The 18,860-nt window shown below is 61.5% G+C and carries 20 protein-coding genes and 1 pseudogene; 10 read left to right on the top strand and 11 right to left on the bottom strand.

Annotated elements, in window-relative coordinates:
* Positions 1–49 precede the first annotated feature (49 nt).
* Entirely contained in the window at positions 50–2,485 is a 2,436-nt protein-coding gene (locus tag BLR26_RS13910) for a TonB-dependent siderophore receptor (protein ID WP_093381437.1), read from the top strand.
* On the opposite strand, the gene BLR26_RS13915 is transcribed toward BLR26_RS13910, so the two are convergent.
* The 4 genes from BLR26_RS13915 to BLR26_RS13930 form a co-directional block, all read right to left on the bottom strand.
* Positions 2,473–2,985, bottom strand: a complete 513-nt coding sequence (locus BLR26_RS13915; RefSeq protein WP_093381439.1) for a hypothetical protein — start codon at positions 2,983–2,985, stop codon at positions 2,473–2,475. The two genes, BLR26_RS13910 and BLR26_RS13915, sit on opposite strands and share 13 nt — an antisense overlap.
* A gap of 11 nt (positions 2,986–2,996) precedes the next feature.
* The gene (locus tag BLR26_RS13920) at positions 2,997–3,935 is read right to left on the bottom strand and encodes a YncE family protein (RefSeq protein ID WP_093381442.1); all 939 of its coding nucleotides are present in this window, start codon (positions 3,933–3,935) and stop codon (positions 2,997–2,999) included.
* A gap of 169 nt (positions 3,936–4,104) precedes the next feature.
* Positions 4,105–5,691, bottom strand: coding sequence for a hypothetical protein (locus BLR26_RS13925; RefSeq protein ID WP_093381444.1), 1,587 nt, complete (start codon positions 5,689–5,691; stop codon positions 4,105–4,107).
* A 252-nt stretch (positions 5,692–5,943) separates the two neighbouring features.
* Complete coding sequence (locus BLR26_RS13930) at positions 5,944–6,330, bottom strand: hypothetical protein (protein WP_093381446.1); 387 nt, start codon at positions 6,328–6,330, stop codon at positions 5,944–5,946.
* A gap of 131 nt (positions 6,331–6,461) precedes the next feature.
* Between BLR26_RS13930 and BLR26_RS13935 the strand changes: the two genes are divergently transcribed.
* From BLR26_RS13935 to BLR26_RS27130, 5 genes are all read left to right on the top strand, one after another.
* Complete coding sequence (locus BLR26_RS13935; protein ID WP_093381448.1) at positions 6,462–6,929, top strand: NUDIX hydrolase; 468 nt, start codon at positions 6,462–6,464, stop codon at positions 6,927–6,929.
* Positions 6,930–6,945: 16 nt separating this feature from the next.
* Positions 6,946–7,425 (top strand): isochorismatase family protein, encoded by a 480-nt coding sequence (locus tag BLR26_RS13940; RefSeq protein ID WP_045194144.1) that lies wholly within the window; start codon positions 6,946–6,948, stop codon positions 7,423–7,425.
* A 141-nt stretch (positions 7,426–7,566) separates the two neighbouring features.
* Complete coding sequence (locus BLR26_RS13945; RefSeq protein ID WP_093387481.1) at positions 7,567–8,061, top strand: Hcp family type VI secretion system effector; 495 nt, start codon at positions 7,567–7,569, stop codon at positions 8,059–8,061.
* Positions 8,034–8,762, top strand: a complete 729-nt coding sequence (locus BLR26_RS13950) for a DUF4225 domain-containing protein (RefSeq protein WP_256326721.1) — start codon at positions 8,034–8,036, stop codon at positions 8,760–8,762. The genes BLR26_RS13945 and BLR26_RS13950 overlap by 28 nt, the downstream gene beginning before the upstream one ends.
* Entirely contained in the window at positions 8,759–9,049 is a 291-nt protein-coding gene (locus BLR26_RS27130) for a hypothetical protein (RefSeq protein ID WP_143013272.1), read from the top strand. Before BLR26_RS13950 ends, BLR26_RS27130 begins: the two co-directional genes overlap by 4 nt.
* Before the next feature lie 150 nt (positions 9,050–9,199).
* On the opposite strand, the gene BLR26_RS13955 is transcribed toward BLR26_RS27130, so the two are convergent.
* The 4 genes and pseudogenes from BLR26_RS13955 to BLR26_RS13970 form a co-directional block, all read right to left on the bottom strand.
* Positions 9,200–9,358 carry a DUF2986 domain-containing protein gene (locus BLR26_RS13955; RefSeq protein ID WP_093381451.1) on the bottom strand — a complete coding sequence of 53 codons (159 nt, stop codon included), beginning with the start codon at positions 9,356–9,358 and terminating at the stop codon, positions 9,200–9,202.
* A gap of 4 nt (positions 9,359–9,362) precedes the next feature.
* Positions 9,363–10,234, bottom strand: a pseudogene (locus BLR26_RS13960) (diguanylate cyclase domain-containing protein).
* 89 nt (positions 10,235–10,323) lie between these two features.
* Complete coding sequence (locus tag BLR26_RS13965; RefSeq protein ID WP_045194142.1) at positions 10,324–10,656, bottom strand: low molecular weight protein tyrosine phosphatase family protein; 333 nt, start codon at positions 10,654–10,656, stop codon at positions 10,324–10,326.
* Entirely contained in the window at positions 10,653–10,847 is a 195-nt protein-coding gene (locus tag BLR26_RS13970) for a hypothetical protein (protein ID WP_176794245.1), read from the bottom strand. Before BLR26_RS13970 ends, BLR26_RS13965 begins: the two co-directional genes overlap by 4 nt.
* A 154-nt stretch (positions 10,848–11,001) precedes the next feature.
* Here BLR26_RS13970 and BLR26_RS13975 point away from each other — a divergent pair, with 154 nt between their 5' ends.
* Positions 11,002–11,478 carry a hypothetical protein gene (locus BLR26_RS13975; RefSeq protein WP_093381455.1) on the top strand — a complete coding sequence of 159 codons (477 nt, stop codon included), beginning with the start codon at positions 11,002–11,004 and terminating at the stop codon, positions 11,476–11,478.
* Positions 11,479–11,643: 165 nt separating this feature from the next.
* Here the strand turns inward: BLR26_RS13975 and BLR26_RS13980 are convergent, their stop codons facing one another.
* Positions 11,644–12,504, bottom strand: coding sequence for an AraC family transcriptional regulator (locus tag BLR26_RS13980; RefSeq protein ID WP_371128678.1), 861 nt, complete (start codon positions 12,502–12,504; stop codon positions 11,644–11,646).
* Between the two features lie 236 nt (positions 12,505–12,740).
* Here BLR26_RS13980 and BLR26_RS13985 point away from each other — a divergent pair, with 236 nt between their 5' ends.
* Positions 12,741–14,960, top strand: a complete 2,220-nt coding sequence (locus tag BLR26_RS13985) for a TonB-dependent receptor (RefSeq protein WP_093381460.1) — start codon at positions 12,741–12,743, stop codon at positions 14,958–14,960.
* Positions 14,961–15,100: 140 nt separating this feature from the next.
* A complete protein-coding gene (locus BLR26_RS13990; protein WP_093381462.1) occupies positions 15,101–15,454 on the top strand; it encodes a DUF1428 domain-containing protein in 354 nt (117 codons plus the stop codon).
* Between the two features lie 63 nt (positions 15,455–15,517).
* Here the strand turns inward: BLR26_RS13990 and BLR26_RS13995 are convergent, their stop codons facing one another.
* Complete coding sequence (locus BLR26_RS13995; RefSeq protein ID WP_093381464.1) at positions 15,518–17,143, bottom strand: methyl-accepting chemotaxis protein; 1,626 nt, start codon at positions 17,141–17,143, stop codon at positions 15,518–15,520.
* Positions 17,144–17,282: 139 nt separating this feature from the next.
* Positions 17,283–18,194: an AraC family transcriptional regulator gene (locus BLR26_RS14000; RefSeq protein WP_093381466.1), complete on the bottom strand. Its 912-nt coding sequence runs from the start codon at positions 18,192–18,194 to the stop codon at positions 17,283–17,285.
* A 106-nt stretch (positions 18,195–18,300) separates the two neighbouring features.
* Between BLR26_RS14000 and BLR26_RS14005 the strand changes: the two genes are divergently transcribed.
* Positions 18,301–18,858 carry a carboxymuconolactone decarboxylase family protein gene (locus BLR26_RS14005; RefSeq protein WP_093381468.1) on the top strand — a complete coding sequence of 186 codons (558 nt, stop codon included), beginning with the start codon at positions 18,301–18,303 and terminating at the stop codon, positions 18,856–18,858.
* Positions 18,859–18,860: the final 2 nt, after the last annotated feature.

Raw genomic sequence — 18,860 nt, forward strand, 5'->3', positions numbered from 1 at the left:
GCTGAACAGCCAGCGCCATGCCCACCTCTGCTCTCCAAGGACTGTCTCGATGCGTTGTCGCCTTACCCCCCTTGCCACTGCCGTTCGCGCCCTGATGCTGGGTGTTACCCTGGTCACCTTCAACCCAACCGTAATGGCTGCCCAGGCGAGCGCGGAGCAGGCCGGTGTGCGCAGTTATGACATCGCCCCGGGGAGCCTGGACAGCGTGCTCGGCCAGTTTGGCCAGCAGGCCGGGGTGATGGTCGCGGTGGACTCGCAGGTGTCCAACGGCCTGCACAGCCCCGGGCTGCGCGGCCAGTTCGCCGTCGACCAGGCACTGGCGCAAGTGCTGGCCGGCACCGGCCTGCAACCTGTGGTCATGGGCCAGGGACGTTACCGGTTGATACCCCGCGCCGCGGATGCCGGTGCCCTTGAGCTGGGAGCGACCAGTGTCAGCGCCGCCGGCCTGGGCGCCACCACCGAAGGCACGGGCTCCTACACCAGCGGCTCGACCAGCACGGCAACCAAGATGAACCTGTCGATCCGCGAAACACCGCAATCGATCAGTGTCGTTACCCGCCAGCGCATGGACGACCAGCAGCTGCGCAACATGTCCGATGTGCTCAACCAGACCCCCGGCGTGACCATGTCCCAGGACGGCGGCGAGCGCTTCAACATCTACTCGCGCGGCAGTGCCATCAACACCTATCAGTTCGACGGCGTCACCACCTACCAGGAAAACCAGACCCGCACCATGCCCAGCACCCTGCTGGACATGGCCATCTACGACCGGGTAGAGGTGGTGCGCGGTGCCACCGGGCTGATGACCGGGGCGGGCGACCCCAGCGGCGTGGTCAACGTGATCCGCAAGCGCCCGACCCGCGAGTTTCAGGGTTATGTGCAAGGCGGCATCGGGTCGTGGGATTTCAAGCGCCTGGAAGCAGACGTCTCCGGTCCGCTGACCCCGACCGGCAACCTGCGTGGGCGCATGGTGGCGGCCAAGCAGCTCAACGACACGTTCATGGACTGGTACCAGCAGGACCGCGACATTCTTTACACAGCGCTCGAAGCCGACCTCAGCGACACCACCCTGGTGCGCCTGAGCATCGATCACCAGCGCTACCGGCCCACCGGCGGCCAGGGGGTGCCGATCCTGTTCAGCAACGGCCAGCCAACGGATTTCTCCCGTGATGCCAGTTCCGGCGCGCGCTGGGCGTCAGATCGCTTCGACACCAACAACTACAGCCTGGCGCTCGAACAGCAGCTGGCCAACGACTGGCAGTTGAAGGTCGCGGGTACCTTCATGGATGTCGATCGCGACACCCGTAGCGGCTCCTACCAGAGCTCCACCGGCATGTCGTACATCACCCCCGAGGGCAATGCCACCATCAGCCAGGGCTGGTCCGAAGCCACCCAGCACCAGAAAGCCGTCGATGCCACCTTGCAGGGGCCATTCGAGCTGTTCGGGCAAACCCATGAACTGATCGTCGGCGCCAACTACCTCGACTACGTCAACCACCACTACGCCACCAGCGGGCGTTCGGCCATCGTCGACTTCAATACCTGGAACAACGAACTGCCCAAGCCCGACAAGGACAGCTTCGCCCCGGCGCTGGACTACGACGTCGACACCCGCCAGAGCGGCTACTTCGTCGCCGGGCGCTTCAACCTCAGCGACAGCCTGCACCTGATCCTCGGCGCCCGGGCCAGCAACTACCGCTATCACTACTATTCCAAGAGCCTGGCTTCCGGTTACGTGCTGGACTACAGCATGACCGAACGCGGCGAAGTCACGCCCTACGCCGGGGTGGTCTATGACCTGACGCCCGAGCAGTCGATCTATGTCAGCTACACCGATATCTTCAAGCCACAGTCGAGCCAGGACCGCAGCGGCAAGGTGCTGGAGCCGGTGGTCGGCAAAAACTATGAACTGGGCTGGAAGGGCGAGTTCTACGACGGCCGCCTCAACGCCAACGTCGCCGCCTACGTGATCAAGCGCGATAACGTCGCCGAGCTGGATGCCGGCTACACCGTGCCGGGCACCGACCAGGACGCCTACCGCGCGGTCAGCGGGGCCAAGACCAAGGGCGTTGACCTGGAACTGGCCGGTGAGCTCGCCCCGGGCTGGGAGCTGCAAGCGGGCTTTAGCCACTCGCGCACCGAAGACGCCGAAGGCCAGCGCCTGACCAGCCAGCTGCCGCTGGACACTTTCCGGTTGTGGACCACCTACCAGTTACCCGGCCAATGGCAGCGCCTGACCCTCGGCGGCGGCGCCAGCTGGAACTCCAGCAACTCGCTGTACTTCAGCCGCTACAACAGTCGCGTCAGCCAGGATGACTACGCGGTGTTCAACCTGATGGCGCGCTACCGGCTCAGCGATCATCTTTCTACCACCCTCAACCTCAACAACTTGCTGGACGAGAAATACTACGCCGGCTTCTCTGGCAGCTACGGGCACTACGGGCCGCCGCGCAATGTGATGATGAATGTGCGTTACGACTTCTGAGGTTTGTAGTCGCAATGGATCTGCATGCTCTCTGTTTCGTTTCGATGGATGTCAAAGCCGCATTGTTTCAATGCGTCTTTGACCCTGTCGATAACCACCAGGTAGTGCGCTGCGCGTGCGCGCTGGCGAGTCAGCGAGGTAAAGACGCCAAAGGGCAGAAAGCGCAGCCTTTTTCCCTTTAACACAATGGAGACATCGACATGTGAGCCATCCACGTCATGTCCATTGGCGCCAAATATCTCGCCGACTTCATCCTTGCGACCGGGGTAGCAGGCGCAGAACACCTTGATGCCCAGCCAGCGTGAGAGTGTTCTGAACGAACCCAGATGGCTGTTTTTGTTTTCATACCCACGCACCAGCAACAGCTCAATGTCGGGTGGCAGCGTTGATTGGGCCTCAATCAATTTATGGAAAGTTTCTTCATCGATGGCTACTTCAGAGGACGGCCAGCGCGGGGATACTCGTATCCCGTGGCGCTCTCCCTTTGGCAGTACAAGCATGCTGGGCAATCTCAAATGGGGCTATCCGGGGAGAGGGGGCTGGTCAGATCAAGCACATCGACGACCGCACCGCTGAAAAAGTCCACGACCTCCAGACGGTGGGTCAGCAACTGATCGCCAAACCAGTCAGCGGTGAGCCGGCCGGGTGGGCCTTTGTGGCGTACAACCGTGGTTTCGATCTGGCCGCTGTCAGCCGCAAGGATGATGTCTTCACCCCAATTCGAACGCTGCGTCGCCGAGATCGGCAGGCACAGGTGAGTAGCGGATTCATTGAACAGGATTGTCCCGGCGCCTACCTGACCATATTCGTCGATGTCCCTGGACCACAATGTCGCGCCGTTGCGATCGCAGCACAGCAGGCGGTTGTTTTCACCGGTGACAAACAGGTATTGACCATCACGGGAAAAGCGCAGGCTTCTGACCTTGGCGTCCAGCACCAGGGTGATCTTGTTGATCTCGCCACTGGCGCAATCAACCGTCAGCACACTGTTGCTGGCCCGCTCATCGGGTGCCCAGAGTTTGCCTTGCACGGGGTCGATGCAACCAAACCGGGCATCGACATTACGGGCGATCGGTTCGCTGCATTCGCCGCTGTCCAGGTCGATGACCACCGGGCGCTTTTTATCGTTGCCGACCCCGACCAGCGCGTACCGGCCGCTGGGGTCCAGGTGCGACCAGTACGCCAGGAACCTGTCGGTTTCATGCAGCGCCGTGCGATCTTCAAGAAAGCTCAGGCGCGAGCGACTGGCGCCACGCACCACCCGCCAATCGGTGCCTTGCAGGGCCATGCGCCGGCCATCGTGGGAGATGTCGCAAACCCTGTCGTCGGCCTGGGTACCGACGGGGTGGGTCAATGCACCGGTGTCCGGATCGTACTGGGTCAGGCAGGCGGGGCGAATACTGTCGCTTTTATCGAAGAACACCAGGCGGCGGGGTACATCAATGTACATTGCAACTCCGAAGGCCATTGGGCAAAGAGGCGCAAGGATAAAGCGTGTGCCGGCTGTATGGCGAGCGCTGTGCACTCGATCGCGGGTCGAGCCCGCTCCCACTGGTCCGGGGTGCACAGATCCATTGTGGGAGCCGGTTTTGCCGGCGATGAGGCCAGTAATGTCACGGCTATTGCTGGGGATCCTGCGGGCGGATCAGCGCCGGATCGGACTGCAACTGCCACTGGCTGCGTTGCGACTGCAGCTGTGCCTCCAGGATCGATACGCCGCGGTCACGCTGGGAGATGCGCTCGCGTTCGAACAGGTCAGTGAGCAAGCCAAGCAGGTTGCGTGATTCCGAGACCGACGCCGGAGTGCTCACGTCGCTTTGCAGCACGCCATCGGCGTAAGAGCGCACACGTTCATTGCGACTGGCCTGTTGGCTGACGCTGGCTTCGACCAGGCTGTTTTTGTCGTAGCGCAAGCGCGTGCTGGTGCTCGATTGGTCGCTGACCTCGTGGTAACGGTAGTTCTGCGTCGCCAGGGCGTCGACCAGCGCCATCTGCGGGTTGAGGCTGGTGTGGTAGGCGGCCGACAGGTTCGCTTGCTGATCCTGTTGCACCGCGCGGTTCGCCGGCGACGCACCCCTGATCGTGGTTGACTGGGACACTTTGTAGTCGAAGCGATCCAGCTCGGTGGGGCGCAGCGGGTTGGGCTGTTGGCTGGTCTGGCTGATCGAGGCGCTGAAGTCGGCCAGGCCACTGAGCAGGGCGGTGTCTTTGGCGGCCAGCAGCGGGATGCTGCCGGTCGCTGGCCTGGCGATATCGTCGGCGCTGTTGAGCTGGACGAAGGCGTCCTTGAGCAGGGCCACCAGGTTCTCGTCGCCTTTGCCGCGGCTCTGCGCCGCATCGAACTGGCTCAGGTAATTACTGATCGCCGCCTGGCGCTGGGCGCTTTTACCCAGCAGCGAAGTGTCGCGGGTATCGAGGTTCAGTTGTACGTTACCGGCCGGGCCCTGCAGGCTGAGCTTGCGTGCGCTGTCATCCAGGGTCAGGTCGAACGTCAGCTGCTGGCCATTTACCGTGTCCAGCTTGGCGTTCATCTGCAGCGCGCTGAACAGGGTCGAGTCGAGCGTGGCCAGCTTGCCCAGTTGCAGGCGTGGTGGTTGCTCGCTCAGGCCGTTGATGGCGCCCTGGAAACTTTCGGCCAGCGACGCCAGGCCCTTGAGCTCATCGCTGCTGAGCTGGCCGCCCTGTACTTCGGCGCTGACCGCCAGGCCTTGCTCATTGCTGGCCAGGGACAGGTTCACGGTGGCACCGGAAGCGGTGGTCAAGCTCAGGTTTACCGCATTGGCCGGGTGCTGGCGCAGGTTGTTGCTCTGCACCTTGAGTGCTTCGGCGCTTGGCTGGGCGCCGTCGGCGAAGGCGAACACCGATTGCGTAAACGACTGGCCGCCGTTGGCTACCAGTTGATTTACCAAGGCTGCGCCGAGCCCGTGGAAGCGCGAACCGATAGCGCTGGCCTGAACACCCACCATCATGTTCATGCTCAGCTTGTTCAGGTTGTCGTTTTCCAGCACATAGCGCAACGGCACCGCGAGGGTCCCGCGCGACGAATAAGTCGCTGCATCTTCGCTACGAGGGCTTTGGCCCAGGTTGACGGAGGTACTGGGCGGCGTCGCGAGCTGATCGGTGCGACTGCTGACAGCGTTGGCCGGTGTCGCCTGGGGGGCGGCGTATGCAGGGGCAATGCGCAGTCCTGCGTTGATTGGGTTCATGGTCGGTACCCGTGGTTTCCATACGTGTTCAGGGATATCGGCGGTGGATTTCAAAGCTTTAGTGTGCAGGGGCCGGCCTGCCCCGGGATGCGACCAACGCGCTGCCGTCGGCGTGCGCCAAGACCAGCACTTTGCGGCGCAGTGGGTTAGGATCAGCGCATGCTGCACTGCTGTTCCACTATCAGGTTGACGGTAGTTGTCGGGGGCGAGCGGGGGCGGGGAGTCGAGCTACGTCGAGGTCGCCGAGCAGCCCTAACGACGATAGTAGCGGCGGTCGTCCTCGTAACGGTAACGCATGGCCCGGTCATGGTGGCGCTCCCAATAACGATGGCGCTCGGCCTCGCGTCGGGCTTGCTCCCTGCGCCATTGTTCTCTGCGCCAGTTTTCCCGGCGCCAATCATCCCTGCGGTCGTGCCAGCGGTGGTCATCGCGGTAGCGGTCGTCATGGGCCAGCAATGGCCCAGGCTGTTGCTCGGTCATGCTCGCCAGGCTCGGCCAGGGGCTTGGCGCAGGTTGTACAGCACGGGCTTCAGGGGCCAGCAGCGGGGTGGACGTCTTCATCTGTGTGGCTGATGCCGAGCCTGCTGCTGCGAGTGCGAACAGGGCAACGAGCAGCATCCGTGGGGCATGGAGTTTCATGAGCGAAGACAACCTCTGAATGACGATTGAACGTATCCCAATAGACCGGTAAACAGAGAAAAGTTCTATGGCTGCGCGGCTAAAGCGCTGGCGTATGATGCGCAGCCCTCTTTGCCGACAAGGATATCGCCATGCTCCCCAACAAGGCCTGCGCCGTGGTTGTTGCCGCCACCCCGAACCCCAGAATCCTCTTGTTTCGTCATCCGCTGGCGGGTGTGCAGCTAGTAAAGGGCACGATTGAACAAGGCGAAACGGCGGGCCAGGCAGCGCTGCGGGAACTGGCCGAAGAGTCTGGCATCAATGCCGCGACCCTTGCCGATGATCTTGGCTGTTGGGACGCTGGGCATCTGGGGCAGGTCTGGTCGTTCCACCTGTGCCAGGCGAGCGGACCTTTGCCGGAGCAATGGACGCATCAGACGCTTGACGACCACGGCCACAGGTTCGAATTCTTCTGGGCTGCGCTCGAGCATTTGCCCCTTGCCGATTGCCATCCGGTCTTTCAGCGCGCGCTGCAGTTTTTATCGGCAAGCCTGAAAGCGCGCGGTCATTGGGCAGGCGAACAGCCGTTGCAGGACGATATACTCCGCGCCATTGATTGATGCTCAAGAGAACGTTATGCGCCAGGTTTTGCTTATCGTAGATGTCCAGTCCACCTTCAGCCCGCCCGAGTGGCTGGTCGATGGCGTGCGGGCGTTGTCAGAACGGATCCTGACGATTGCCTCGGTCGAGTTGCACGATGAGCAGGTGACGCCGTTTGAACAGCAACTCGGCTGGCATCCTGCGGCCGAAGACGAAAGCCTGGTCGAGGCCGATAAAGTGTTTATCAAGCACGGTTACGGGCAGACCGCTGAAACCATCGAGTACATCAAGCAACTCGGCGTTGAGCGCGTGCTGGTGTGCGGCATCCAGACCGAAACCTGCGTGCTCGCCGCCGGCTTTGCGCTGTTCGATGCCGGGCTCTCGCCGACGCTGGTGACCGACCTTACGGTGGGCTCATCGCTGGACCGCTCGGGGCAGTTGGGCATCAGTCTGTGGAAGCATCACTTTCGTCAGGTTACGACCCGGGCAGAGGTGATTGCTGAGCTTGATGCTTGAGACCTCGCGGCAGATGCTTGAGGGATATTTTGATAGAGAGCGCTTTTAGCGCATCAGATAGGTGACGTTCGGAAACGTCCGACAGACGCGCGGGTCATGTTTTCCATAGTCTAGGTACTCTACTTACAAGGAGTACGCACAGTGGCGCATCATGGTTACATGTCAATTGTTGGCAAGCATCAAGGGTTGATCTCTGCAGGTTGTTCATCCTTGGACTCCATTGGCAATAGATGCCAGTCCGCTCACCTTGACAAGATCTTGGTGCTTTCTTTCTCTCACAACCTATCCAATGTAGATAACACCCAGTACGCGACGCACCGCCCCATCGTCCTCATCAAGCACGTCGACAAGGCAACACCATTGCTGGCGCAAGCCTTGGCTCGTCGCGAGAGAGTGAACTGCGAATTCGACTTCTACCGCACCAGCAGGAGTGGCAACCAGGAGCGATATTTCAGCATTCAACTTTGGGGTGGTGTGATTGTTGATCAAAGAATGGAAATGCCCCATTCCGTTCTGTTTAACGATCAAGATTCCCAGGAACAGTTGGCAATCAGTTACACCGACATCAACTGGACTCATCATATTGCCGCTACCACTGGTAGTGCCTCGTGGACGAACTCTCCGTGGATAGAGTGAGCAAACCCCACAAGGTGACCCCGCACGAATTCTGGGCGGTTAACGATGCTGCCGTCAGATTGAGCCAATATGCTTGCACCATCAGCGCTCAGCACATTGAAGACGGAGGATTGCGAAGTCGCTTCAATCGAGAAGTAACTGCCTTTGGGAAGTCGGTCGTTGAGGATGTTGAGCAGGCAAGAAAGCCCGTTGAGCACGGGCTTGAGGAAATCAACAACGAATATCGGTTTCTCAGGCAACAGGTCACTGAATATGCAAAACTGGTTGCTGGTTTGAGCGCTGGCGCCTTGCAGTTCGGTACAGGGGCGATGCTGTGTTACAGCTCGGCTGGAGTATTGTGCGGCCTGGCAGGTGCCCCCATGATGCTGCATGGATTGAACAACGCGTATGAGAGTGGTCGGAACATCATTCAAGGTCGCACAGATACGCAAGGTCCCCTCAGAAAAGCGTATCAAATGACGGCGCAGTCAGTGGGCGGGCGGGTGGTGCACGGGAACATGGCCTATGGCTTGAGTGATATCGGTTTATCAGTTTACGGGTTGTGGCGAATGGTACTTAAGCCTGATGCTTGGCGCCTGTTCCGCTATATCGACGCTGATAAAACTCGGGCTCATCGGGTCATGGGCTCTGGCCCGCTCGTCTTTGAGGTTGGCATCGACATGATGACCGGTGAGCAAGTGTACGTAGAGTCGCAGAAGTGATTCCCGGGCTGTTCGTACTCTTGTCCATATCAGCAGTAGTTGTAGCCTTTGTTTTGAGACACAAATCGTCGGGCGATGCCTTCAGCGGTTGGCGCTTCCTTGGCTGCCTGGCCTTCAACCTGTTTTTTGTGACCTACCATCTGCGCTTTCAAGACAATGGCTACTTGTTGCTGTTGGGAGAATACTCAGCGCTGGAAGGGCAATATCCCGTTGTCGGTTGGGTGTCGTTGCTCGCGATGCTGTTGCATTGTTTTGCTAGTCCGGTGAAATGGCGACTTGCTCGCTAAATGAAGCATCCTGAAATGTGCAGTCCCGACGTTCCTGAATCACGCACTGCCCATTTCTTCATACCCGGCAACAACGCGCGTTATCCGCGCTGCCCAAACGGCCCGGTGACCCCACTTCAATTATCGAATGGCAGTCCAGCGGGTGACGATTCACTCGGCAGTCGAAACGACAGCTTCGCTGGCCTCAGCTTCCAGTTTCAACCGGTCAGCCTTGCTGATGTATTTAGGCTTGCTCTTGGGCGCCAGTTTGGCGCTGGCCTTTTTCGCGTGGGCCTTTAACAGCTGCTTGATTTTCTTTTGACGGTTCACGTTGTCACTCGACTGGTAATTGCTTGAGAGCTACCCGCTGCGCGGCGCGGTGCTTCTTGATCCGGTACATATTGCCATCGGCATGGCTGAGCAGGGTATCGGCATTCTCCGCGTCCTGAGGGTAAAAGGCTACGCCGACACTGCACGACGGCATCGAGACAGCGCCGAACTCGGCACCCAGCGGCTCGGCCATGGCCGCGAGAATCTGCCCCACCTTGGCGTAGACGGCTTCCTGCGACGCGATACCCGGCAACAGCACGGTGAATTCATCGCCACCAATCCGTGCCACCGTGCCAGCCTCGCGCACACAGTCTTCCAGGCGCCGGGCAATCATGCAGAGGATGCGGTCACCCATGGCATGCCCTTGAAATCATTGACGTCGAGAAACAGCAACGCCAGTGCGCTTTGCTGGCACTGCGCCGTGCGCACGGCCGACTCCAGCCGATCATTGAACAGCGCGCGATTGCTCAGCGCCGTCAACGGATCATGATGGGCCAGAAAGCGTAACTCCGCTTCGGCCTCGTGCAGCGCTGTCACGTCCCGCGCCACACCGATGCGCGCACCCACCTCCTCGGACCAGAACGCCGCCCAGAGGATGTGCACGATGCCGCCATCCTTGCGGATGTAGCGGTTACGAAAATCGACGTGGGATTGGCCGTTCATGACCCGGACAATGGAGGCCTTTGTAACCGCAAGGTCGTGCGGATGAATGTAGTCGGTGATCGGCGTGCCGGTCAGCTCGCCAGCGCGGTAACCCAGCAGCGCCTCGCAGGCATCACTGACAAAGACAATCTGGTGATCCCTGTCGACCACGAAGACCGTGTCCAGCATCAGGTGGATCAGTTTCGGGTACAGCGCTTGGAGGTCAACGGGCATAGGCTGGCACGTCCGGTGGGTGTCGGTGAATCGTAGCGCGATCGCCGCATTGCTAGTGCAGTTACACTGCGCTTGCCAGCGTTTGTACATCAACCCTGGGCGGCTAGAAAAGCCCCGACGCTGTCTTCGAGCAAGGCCACCAGCTCCGGGTCCATGTACTGAAAATCGTCGGGAATATCCAGGGTATGGAGCCGCTTGTGCTCAAGCAGCCGCGCGTACTGCGCCTGCAGGCGATTGTGGTGTTTGCGTTCCATGACAAAAATCACATCGGCCCAGCGAATGTCCGCCGGGCCGATGGGTTTGCGCGCATTCGGGCTGGTGCCCGCCGACCGGGCATCGAAGCCTGGGCGGCGGCGCCAGAGCGCTTCTGCGGTAGGGCTGCGCCACTGGTTGCGGCTGCAGACGAACAGGAGGTTAGTCACTCTTGATCCAACAGTTGGCGGGTTGAGCGAACGGGGTAGCTCAGGCCGAGCTGGCGTGCCCGTAGCAACTTGTCGCCACGGGTGTAGAGCAGCTTCCAGTTCTTTTCAGGCTTGAACAGCAGCGGGTCTGGCGCTTTGCTCTTGCCGTTTTTGCGGGCCTGGGAGCGTCTCCAGGCGCGGGTTCTGTGCATGATCATTTCCTCGTGAGTACCGGGTTCAGCAGCCGCGGTAATACGAGTTGGGCTTATAGTAAGCGCGAATCAGCGTTGCGGCTAGCTAGTCGCTAGTTTTCATGTAGGAGCGGGCTTGCCCCGCGATCCAGTCGGCGGATACAGGAAGTACTCAATGAACACACCGCAATGGCTCGCCTTGTTCGAGCACGCTTTTCGCAAAATGGAAAAGAAACTTGAGCAAGTCGTGCAACTGAACAGCTGCCGCGAACACTGGATACAGGCCGAAATCAGCCTGCACGCCTGGTTTGAACAGAACATTGAAATCTGGACAGAGCTGCCGATAGGCGAGCGGCGTAAAGCGGACCTGTACGCGCTGGATGCCAGTGGCGCCCCGGCGATGGTTGCTGAAATCAAATGCCTGGGCGATGTATCGCAAGCCAAGTGCCTGGAAGGCGATTGGTCGGTCCGTGCTGATGTCGACCGGTTGCGCTCGTTCGAGTGCCCGACCCGGTTGTTTGTGCTGGTGATCGCTAATGGTGAGCGGGAAACCACTACCGGGCGCCGTCTTCGTGAGGACGAATGGGTGGATGGGCGTGAGTGCGTGAGCGTGGACCTGGAGTTTGCACGGGTGCGGATGTGGGCACTGTGATCGACCTCAGCGGTTGGTAAGCCGGGGTTTGCAAATCCATTGCAGGAGCGGGCTTGCCCCGCGATCAGGCCAGCCCAGCCAGCACATAAGGCGGCGCCTGAGTTACGACCGCTTCGCGCTCGATCGCGGGGCAAGGCCCGCTCCCACAGGCCCCAATACACCTCTCTAGCGTAACGGCACGTAGATATCCGTCTGCCACTGCGCCTGCGGCGTCTCTGGATACACGCTCAGGTAATGAAAAAACAGCGGCTGATCGCGCAGCTCCTCACCACTGTCCGGCAACCAGTCGCGGTAGATCGGATAGATGGATTCAGCAATATGGTCGGGCGAACCCACATGCCGCACCACGGCATAGCGCCCGCCAGCAATCAGCCGCTCGTGCACGCCGGCTTCATTCGCCGCCACCGCCTCGTCGATCTCGCCACAAATGGCGAAACGAAAATCCTCCGCCGGCGTGGTATCGGGGTTGCCATAGGGGATGCCAAAAGTACGGCTCGACGCCACCGGCGACTGCCCGCTGGCCATGCGCCAGGCGATGAACCGGTTCACGCTCTGGCTGACCTGCGCGGGCGGCCCGCAGTGCTCCAGCGCCGCGACCCGGGTTTGCGCAAACTCGACAATACGTACCTGCATGATGACGCTCCTGGAAAAGTGAGGGATAGCGAACACCGCATTCCAGGCCTGCCAGTTCGGCTGCCGGCGAAAGCCACTCGGCGACATCCCCAGCGCCCGCCGAAACGCCCGGCTGAACGCCTCGGGGCTTTCAAAACCTGCCGCGAGGGCGGCCTCCAGTACCGAAAGATCTGCATTGGCCGCCAACCGGTGCGCCGCCTGGCGCAAGCGCATCAACTGCACATAACGCGAGACCGGCACGCCGACGTACGCCGTGAACTGGCGGTGAAAGTGAAACACCGAAAAGTTCGCCACCTGGCTCAGGGTTTTTACTGACAGATCACCGTCGAGGTTGGCGTCGATGTAGGCCAGTACAGCGCTGAAGCGCAGGGTGTAGGCGGCGTTGGGCAGCAGTTCGGGCACGGCTTCAGGCTCTTGGAAGTACGGTCGGCATAGAATCGACTATACGCGTATGGCGGTGCCTAGCCGGGTTTGCTGATCTTCGTGCAACCTATGCTGAGTCACTGCTTGTAGCGCAGCATTCATCTCAATTTATCAATAAAAAAATCATACAAATCAATCAATTAACCACCTGGCACAACCATTGCGAAGCCCCCGTCTCTTTCCCCCTTTGTGGAACATTGACGTTCATGACCGCTCCCTTCGCCCGCGTGCCCCTGTTACTGGCCATCGCCGCTGCCTTGCCCACGCTCCCCGGCTTCGCCGCCGAGCCAGCCCCCGAAGCCCTGCCCACCGTTACCGTCACCGCGCAAAAGCGCGAAGAGTCGGTGCAGGACGTGCCCTCGGCCATCTCTGTGGTCAGCGCCAGGCAGATCGCCGACAGCGGCGGCGGTTTCAGTGCCGGCAAGGCGTTGCAGAACGTGCCCAACGCCATCGCCCCGGAGTTTGCCGGGCACCAGCGGCCGCGCTGGTACATTCGTGGCATGGGCTCGGGGGACATGGCCTCGACCACGGTTTACCCGGTGGGCATCTACACCGATGACGTGTATATCGACCCTCACGTAGCCACTGGTTTTCCGCTCTACGACATGGAGCGCGTCGAGGTGCTGCGCGGGCCGCAGGGCACGCTGTGGGGCAAGAACACCACCGGCGGGGCGATCAACTTCGTTTCGCGCAAGCCGGATTTCGAGAAAGCCAACGGTTACTTCAAGCTCGACCTGGGCAACTACAATTCGCGCCTGTACGAAGGTGCCTATGGCGATACGCTGATCGACAACAAGCTGGCCGCACGGGTGGCGTTTGTCGACCAGAGCGCCGATGGCCAACTGGAGAACCAGGTCGATGGCCACACCGTCGGCGATATCCACGACCAGGCCCTGCGCCTGCAGTTGCTGGCGCAGATCAACGACGACCTGCAGGCCACCCTGCAATTGCATGGCCGCGACTACACAGGCCAGGGCATTGCCACCCGCGCCTGGGGGGCGGGGCCGGGCGGCAGCACGCTGTTTGGCCCGGCACCCAAGCCGGATACCGATGAGGCCGCATTTACCGGCAAGGCCGAAGACCGCATCGAGCACAACGGTGTGCAGTTGGCGTTGAAGTGGGACCTGGGCGACCTGCAACTGGATTCGATCACCGCCTTCGACGATATTCACGAAAAAGCTGAAAGCCCGAACATGAGCATCTACGAGTTCGGCCGCGGTTTTAACGATGACCGCTGGAAGCAGGTGTCCCAGGAGTTGCGCTTGTCTTCGGCGAAAAACCAGCCGCTCAGCTGGATCGTCGGCACCCATCTGTTCCATGAGCAGCTCGACAGCCGCAACGACAACGGCCTGTTGCCCAAGCCCTACAACCAGGCCTTTGGCGTGGCCGATTATGGCCGTACCGATATCGACCAGCGCACCGACAGTTTCGCGATTTTCGGCAGCAGCACCTGGCAGGCCACTGACAACCTGAGCCTCACCGCCGGCCTGCGCTGGACCCGCGAAACCAAGGACATCGACCTGCACCGCGTCGCCGCGCCGGATGCCGACGGGGTCAGCTACAGCAGCGAACGCGACTGGTGGAAGCACTACAGCGGCGACCTGGTGACCCGCGTTGAACAGGACGAAAAGCGCACCTGGAACAAGCTCACCTACGACTTCACTCCCGAGTACCAGCTCAACGACAACGCGCGGGTGTATTTTCGTTATGCCAAGGGCTTTCGCTCCGGTGGTTTCAGCGGCGGTGCACAGGTGCAGGCCGAGGCCTCGGTGGTGGCGCCGGAGAACGTCGATGCCTATGAACTGGGGGTCAAGAGCGAGTGGTTCGACGAGCGCCTGATCGCCAACGCCAACGTCTTTTACTACGACTACTCGGACATCCAGGTCAACGCCGTGTCGGTGCGCGACGGGCAGGTGGTGTCGCTGCTGACCAACAGCGGCCAGGGGGTGATTCGCGGCGCCGAGTTCGAGCTGCAGGCCTTGCCGTTCAGCAACCTGGAGCTGCATGGCTCGCTCGGCTTGCTGCATACCGAATTGCAGGACTTCGAGTCGGGTGGGGTGGATTACTCCGGTAACCGCATTGCCCGCTCGCCGTCGCGGACCCTGGCGGTGGGCGGCAGTTACCGGATACCGCTGGAAAATGGTGACGAAGTGCGCCTGGGCACGGACTGGCGCTACCAGAGCCGGATCTTCTTCCTGCCCACGGCGCAGCAGGATCACAGCGTGTCCCAGGGCGGCTATACCTTGGGCAATGCCAGTGCCACCTATCACCTGGGCGGGCGCTATGACCTGGACCTGACCGCTTACGTGAACAACCTGACCGACAAGCAGTACAAGACCGACAGCGTGCCGCTGCCGTTTGATATTGCCTGGGATGCGCGCGGGGATCGGCGTACCTTCGGGGTGAGTGCGACGACGCGGTTTTGAGCCGGGGCTGTCGGCCTCATCGCTGGCAAGCAGCTCCCACAGGGTGCGATGACCATCGGTCGGGCTTGCGTGCAAGCCTGTCGATCCACCCCCGGCCCAATCGACCATCCTGCACATACCCCACGTGCAGGAGTGCCCCCATGTCCTATGTAGACGGTTTCGTCCTCGCAGTCCCCACCGCCAACCGCGACACTTTTAAAAAGCACGCCGAAGCAGCAGCCGTAGTGTTCAAGGAGTGCGGTGCCTTGAAGGTCATCGAATGCTGGGGCGACGATGTGCCGGATGGCACGGTCACCTCGTTCCCCATGGCCGTGAAGCTCAAGGGCGATGAGACGGTGGTGTTTTCCTGGATCCTCTGGCCGTCGCGCGAGGTGCGCGATGCCGGGATGCAGAAGATGATGAAAGACCCGCGCATGCAGCCTGACAAGAATCCGATGCCGTTTGATGGCATGCGAATGATTTTTGGTGGGTTCAGGATTCTGGTGGAAGTCTAGATGTATCGCGGGGCAAGCCCGCTCCCACTGTAGGAGCGGGCTTGCCCCGCGATAGGCTCCCCGCTAAACCCTGAACCGCGCCACCAGCGCCGTCAGCTGCCCGGCCAACCCCGCCAGCGCCTGGCTGGCTTCGCGGGTTTCCTGCGCCCCGGCCGCCGAGCGGGTCGACAGGTCGCGAATGTTCAGCAGGTTGCGATCCACTTCCCGCGCCACCTGCGCCTGTTCCTCGGCAGCGCTGGCAATCACCAGGTTGCGCTCGTTGATCTCGCCAATGGCGCTGTAGATCCCCTCCAGCACCTGTCCCGAGGCCTGAGTGATGCCCAGGGTTGATTGCGCCCGCTGGGTGCTGGCATGCATCGAGGCCACCGCCGCTTCGGTGCCGTGCTGCACGCGGCCGATCATCTGCTCGATTTCCTGGGTCGATTGCTGAGTGCGGTAGGCGAGGGTGCGTACTTCATCGGCGACCACCGCAAAGCCACGCCCGGCTTCACCGGCACGGGCCGCTTCGATGGCGGCATTGAGCGCCAGCAGGTTGGTTTGCTCGGACACCGAGCGGATCACTTCCAGCACCTGGCCGATATCGCGAATCTGCCCGGCCAGTTGCTCCAGGTGCTCGCTGCTGGTTTGCACTTCACGGGCCATGGCCTGGGTGCCGTCGAGGTTGTCGCTGACCTGGCGGCGGCTCTGTTCGGCCAGGTCATTCGAGGCGCTGGCGGCCTGGGAGGTGGACACGGCATTGCGCGCTACTTCTTCCACCGCGGTGGTCATTTCAGTGACGGCGGTGGCAGCCTGTTCCAGCTCCTGGTCCTGCTGGCGCAGGCTGTGCGAGCTCTGTTCGGTGATGCCGTTGAGCGCACCGGCAGCTTCGGCCAGTTGCGTGGCGCAACTGCTGATCTGCCCCAGGGTGTCGCGCTGGCTGTGCTGCATGCGCTGCAGTTCGCTGAACAACTGACCGATCTCGTTGCTGCTGTGCACCGCCACCGGTACGCTCAAGTCACCGCCGGCAATGCGCTGAAAGTGCTGGCCGGCCTGTTGCAGCGGGCGCAGCACGCGCTGGGCGATAAAGCTCCAGCACAGTGCGGCAAGCAGCAAGGTCAGCAGCCCCAGCGCCACGCTCAGCACCTGGGCGCTGCTCAGACGTCGATCGGATTCGAGCATGATCTGCTGGCTGCGCTCGTTCAGCGCCGCCACCAGTTGCTGGCGCAGCGCCTGCAAGCGGCCCATGGCGTTGCCAGCGTCGGTGTTGACCCTGAAGTAATGCTGCAGGTCGTTGTTGCCGGTCGCTTCACGCTGGCCGGCCACGGCCTTGGCGTAGTCGCCGAAGGTGGTTTGCAGCTCGACGGCGATGCCTTTAAAGGTGGGCTCCTGGGCATTGCTGACCAGCTCGCTGATCAGTTGCGCGCTGTTGCCCAGCAGTTCTTGCGAGAGCTTCAAGCGTTTGTTGGCGCTGTCGCTGTGGCCGCCGCTCTGTTCGATAAAGCCCGAAGAGACATTGGCGCTGGCGCGGATCGCCATCAGCAAGGCGTTGTTCAGGCGATCCGACTGGTGCGCGGTCTGGTCCAGTTCGCTGATCTGCTGGTCGCTGCCCACCGCCGCGCGCCAGGCGCTGACGGTGGAAAACAGCAAGGTCAGGCTGAACAGCGACAGCACCCAGAACATACCGGTGCGGATTTTCAGGTCGGCGAACATGCGGGCAGTACTCCTTGAGTTGTTATCAGCACCACGCTTTGCCGCGGCAACGGCGGTGGGTGGTCTGCTATCGGAGTCGCCGGCGGCGGACTTGAGGGCGCTTAGCCTGCTTGTGTTCGATTACCGCACGCTGTTTGCCTCAGCGCCCCTCATGTTGGCGCCGATAGGCCCCCGGCTGCACGCCAACGGCCTTGCTGAAGGCGCGGGTAAACGCGGCAATCGACTGATAACCCACCGCCGCGCACACCTGCTCGACGGTGTTGTTGGCCTTGAGCAACTGGCAGGCATGGCGCATGCGCAGGGCCAGCAATACCTGCCCCGGCGATTGCCCGGCCAGTTCGCTGAAACGCTTGAAAAATGCCGAGCGCGACAGCCCGGTGCAGGCCGCCATGCTTTCCAGCGACCAGGGCTGCTCGGGGTGTTCGATCAACTGCTCGAGCAGGCTGGCAAAGTTGCCGTGGCGGGCCAGGGCGACCAGGCCGCGGATGCCCTGGTCGTCACTGACCCGCTGGCGCAGCACGTACAAGAACAGCAAATGACTCAAGCGTTCGAGCAAGGCCGAGGAGGGCGCAGGCAGGCGTTGGCACTCGGCCAGGATCAGCTCGAACAGCGCCCGCGCTGCGCTTAGCGCCGGGTCGCCGGCGCGCAGGATGATCCAGTCGTCCAGGCCTTCGATGATCAGCGACGACAAGCCCGGCTGAAAATGAAAGAAGCCGCACACCAGGCCCACGCCATCGGCGGCTGTACTGTCCAGCGGCTGCATGACCTGGCGTGGTTGCTGCTGGGCCAGCTCGCACTCCTCGGCGTTGGACAGCCGATAGTTGAAGTCGCGCAGCAGGAACACCGCATCGCCCGCTTGCAGGCGAATGGCCTCGGCCTGGCCATCGATATGCAGCCAGCAGTGGCCCTGGACGATCAGGTGGAAACTGGCCCGCGCCAGGCCATGGGTGCTGGCGTGCCAGCCACCGCAGTAACGCCCGACATGGAACAGGCTGGCGTCTAGCTCAAGGCTTTCTAATAACCAATCGACTACTGGGCTGGATGAAATCATCTAATGAAAAGACTCAGGAGCAAGTAATAGCGACTGCAGAATATGGCAGGTAATTCTTATAACCAACAGACTTGTGGCACACCCTCAGTCAGCAGGAGTCCACTCCATGTCGCGCGTCACTGTCCATACTCTGCAAAGCGCCCCAGAGGCTGCCCGCCCTTACCTGGAAAACGCCCAGAAGGCTTCGGGCTTCATCCCCAACCTGCTCGGCGTGCTGGCCAGCGCCCCGGCGGCGCTGGAAACCTACGTCACCGTCTCGGCACTCAACGGCAAGGCCGAGCTGAGCCTCGCCGAGCGTGAGGTGGTGCAACTGGTGGCCGCCACCAATCATGGCTGCGACTTCTGCGTGGCCGGCCACACCGCCGTCGCACTGAACAAGGCCAAGCTGGCGCAGGAGGTGGTCGACGCCCTGCGCGCCAAGGGCGAGCTGCCAGAAGAGAAGCTCGAAGCCCTGGCGGCGTTCACCCGCGAAGTGATCGCCACCCGCGGCAATGTCAGCGAAGCCGGCTACGGTGCGTTTCGCGAAGCCGGCTACTGCGAAGGCAATGCCCTGGAGGTGATCCTCGGTGTCAGTCTGGCAACCCTGTGCAACTTTGCTAATGTGTTCGCCCAGACGCCGCTCAATGACGAGCTGAGCAAGTACCGCTGGCAGCCTTCGGCATAACG

The sequence above is a fragment of the Pseudomonas sp. UC 17F4 genome, from assembly GCF_900101695.1.
Classification (GTDB): Bacteria; Pseudomonadota; Gammaproteobacteria; order Pseudomonadales; family Pseudomonadaceae; genus Aquipseudomonas.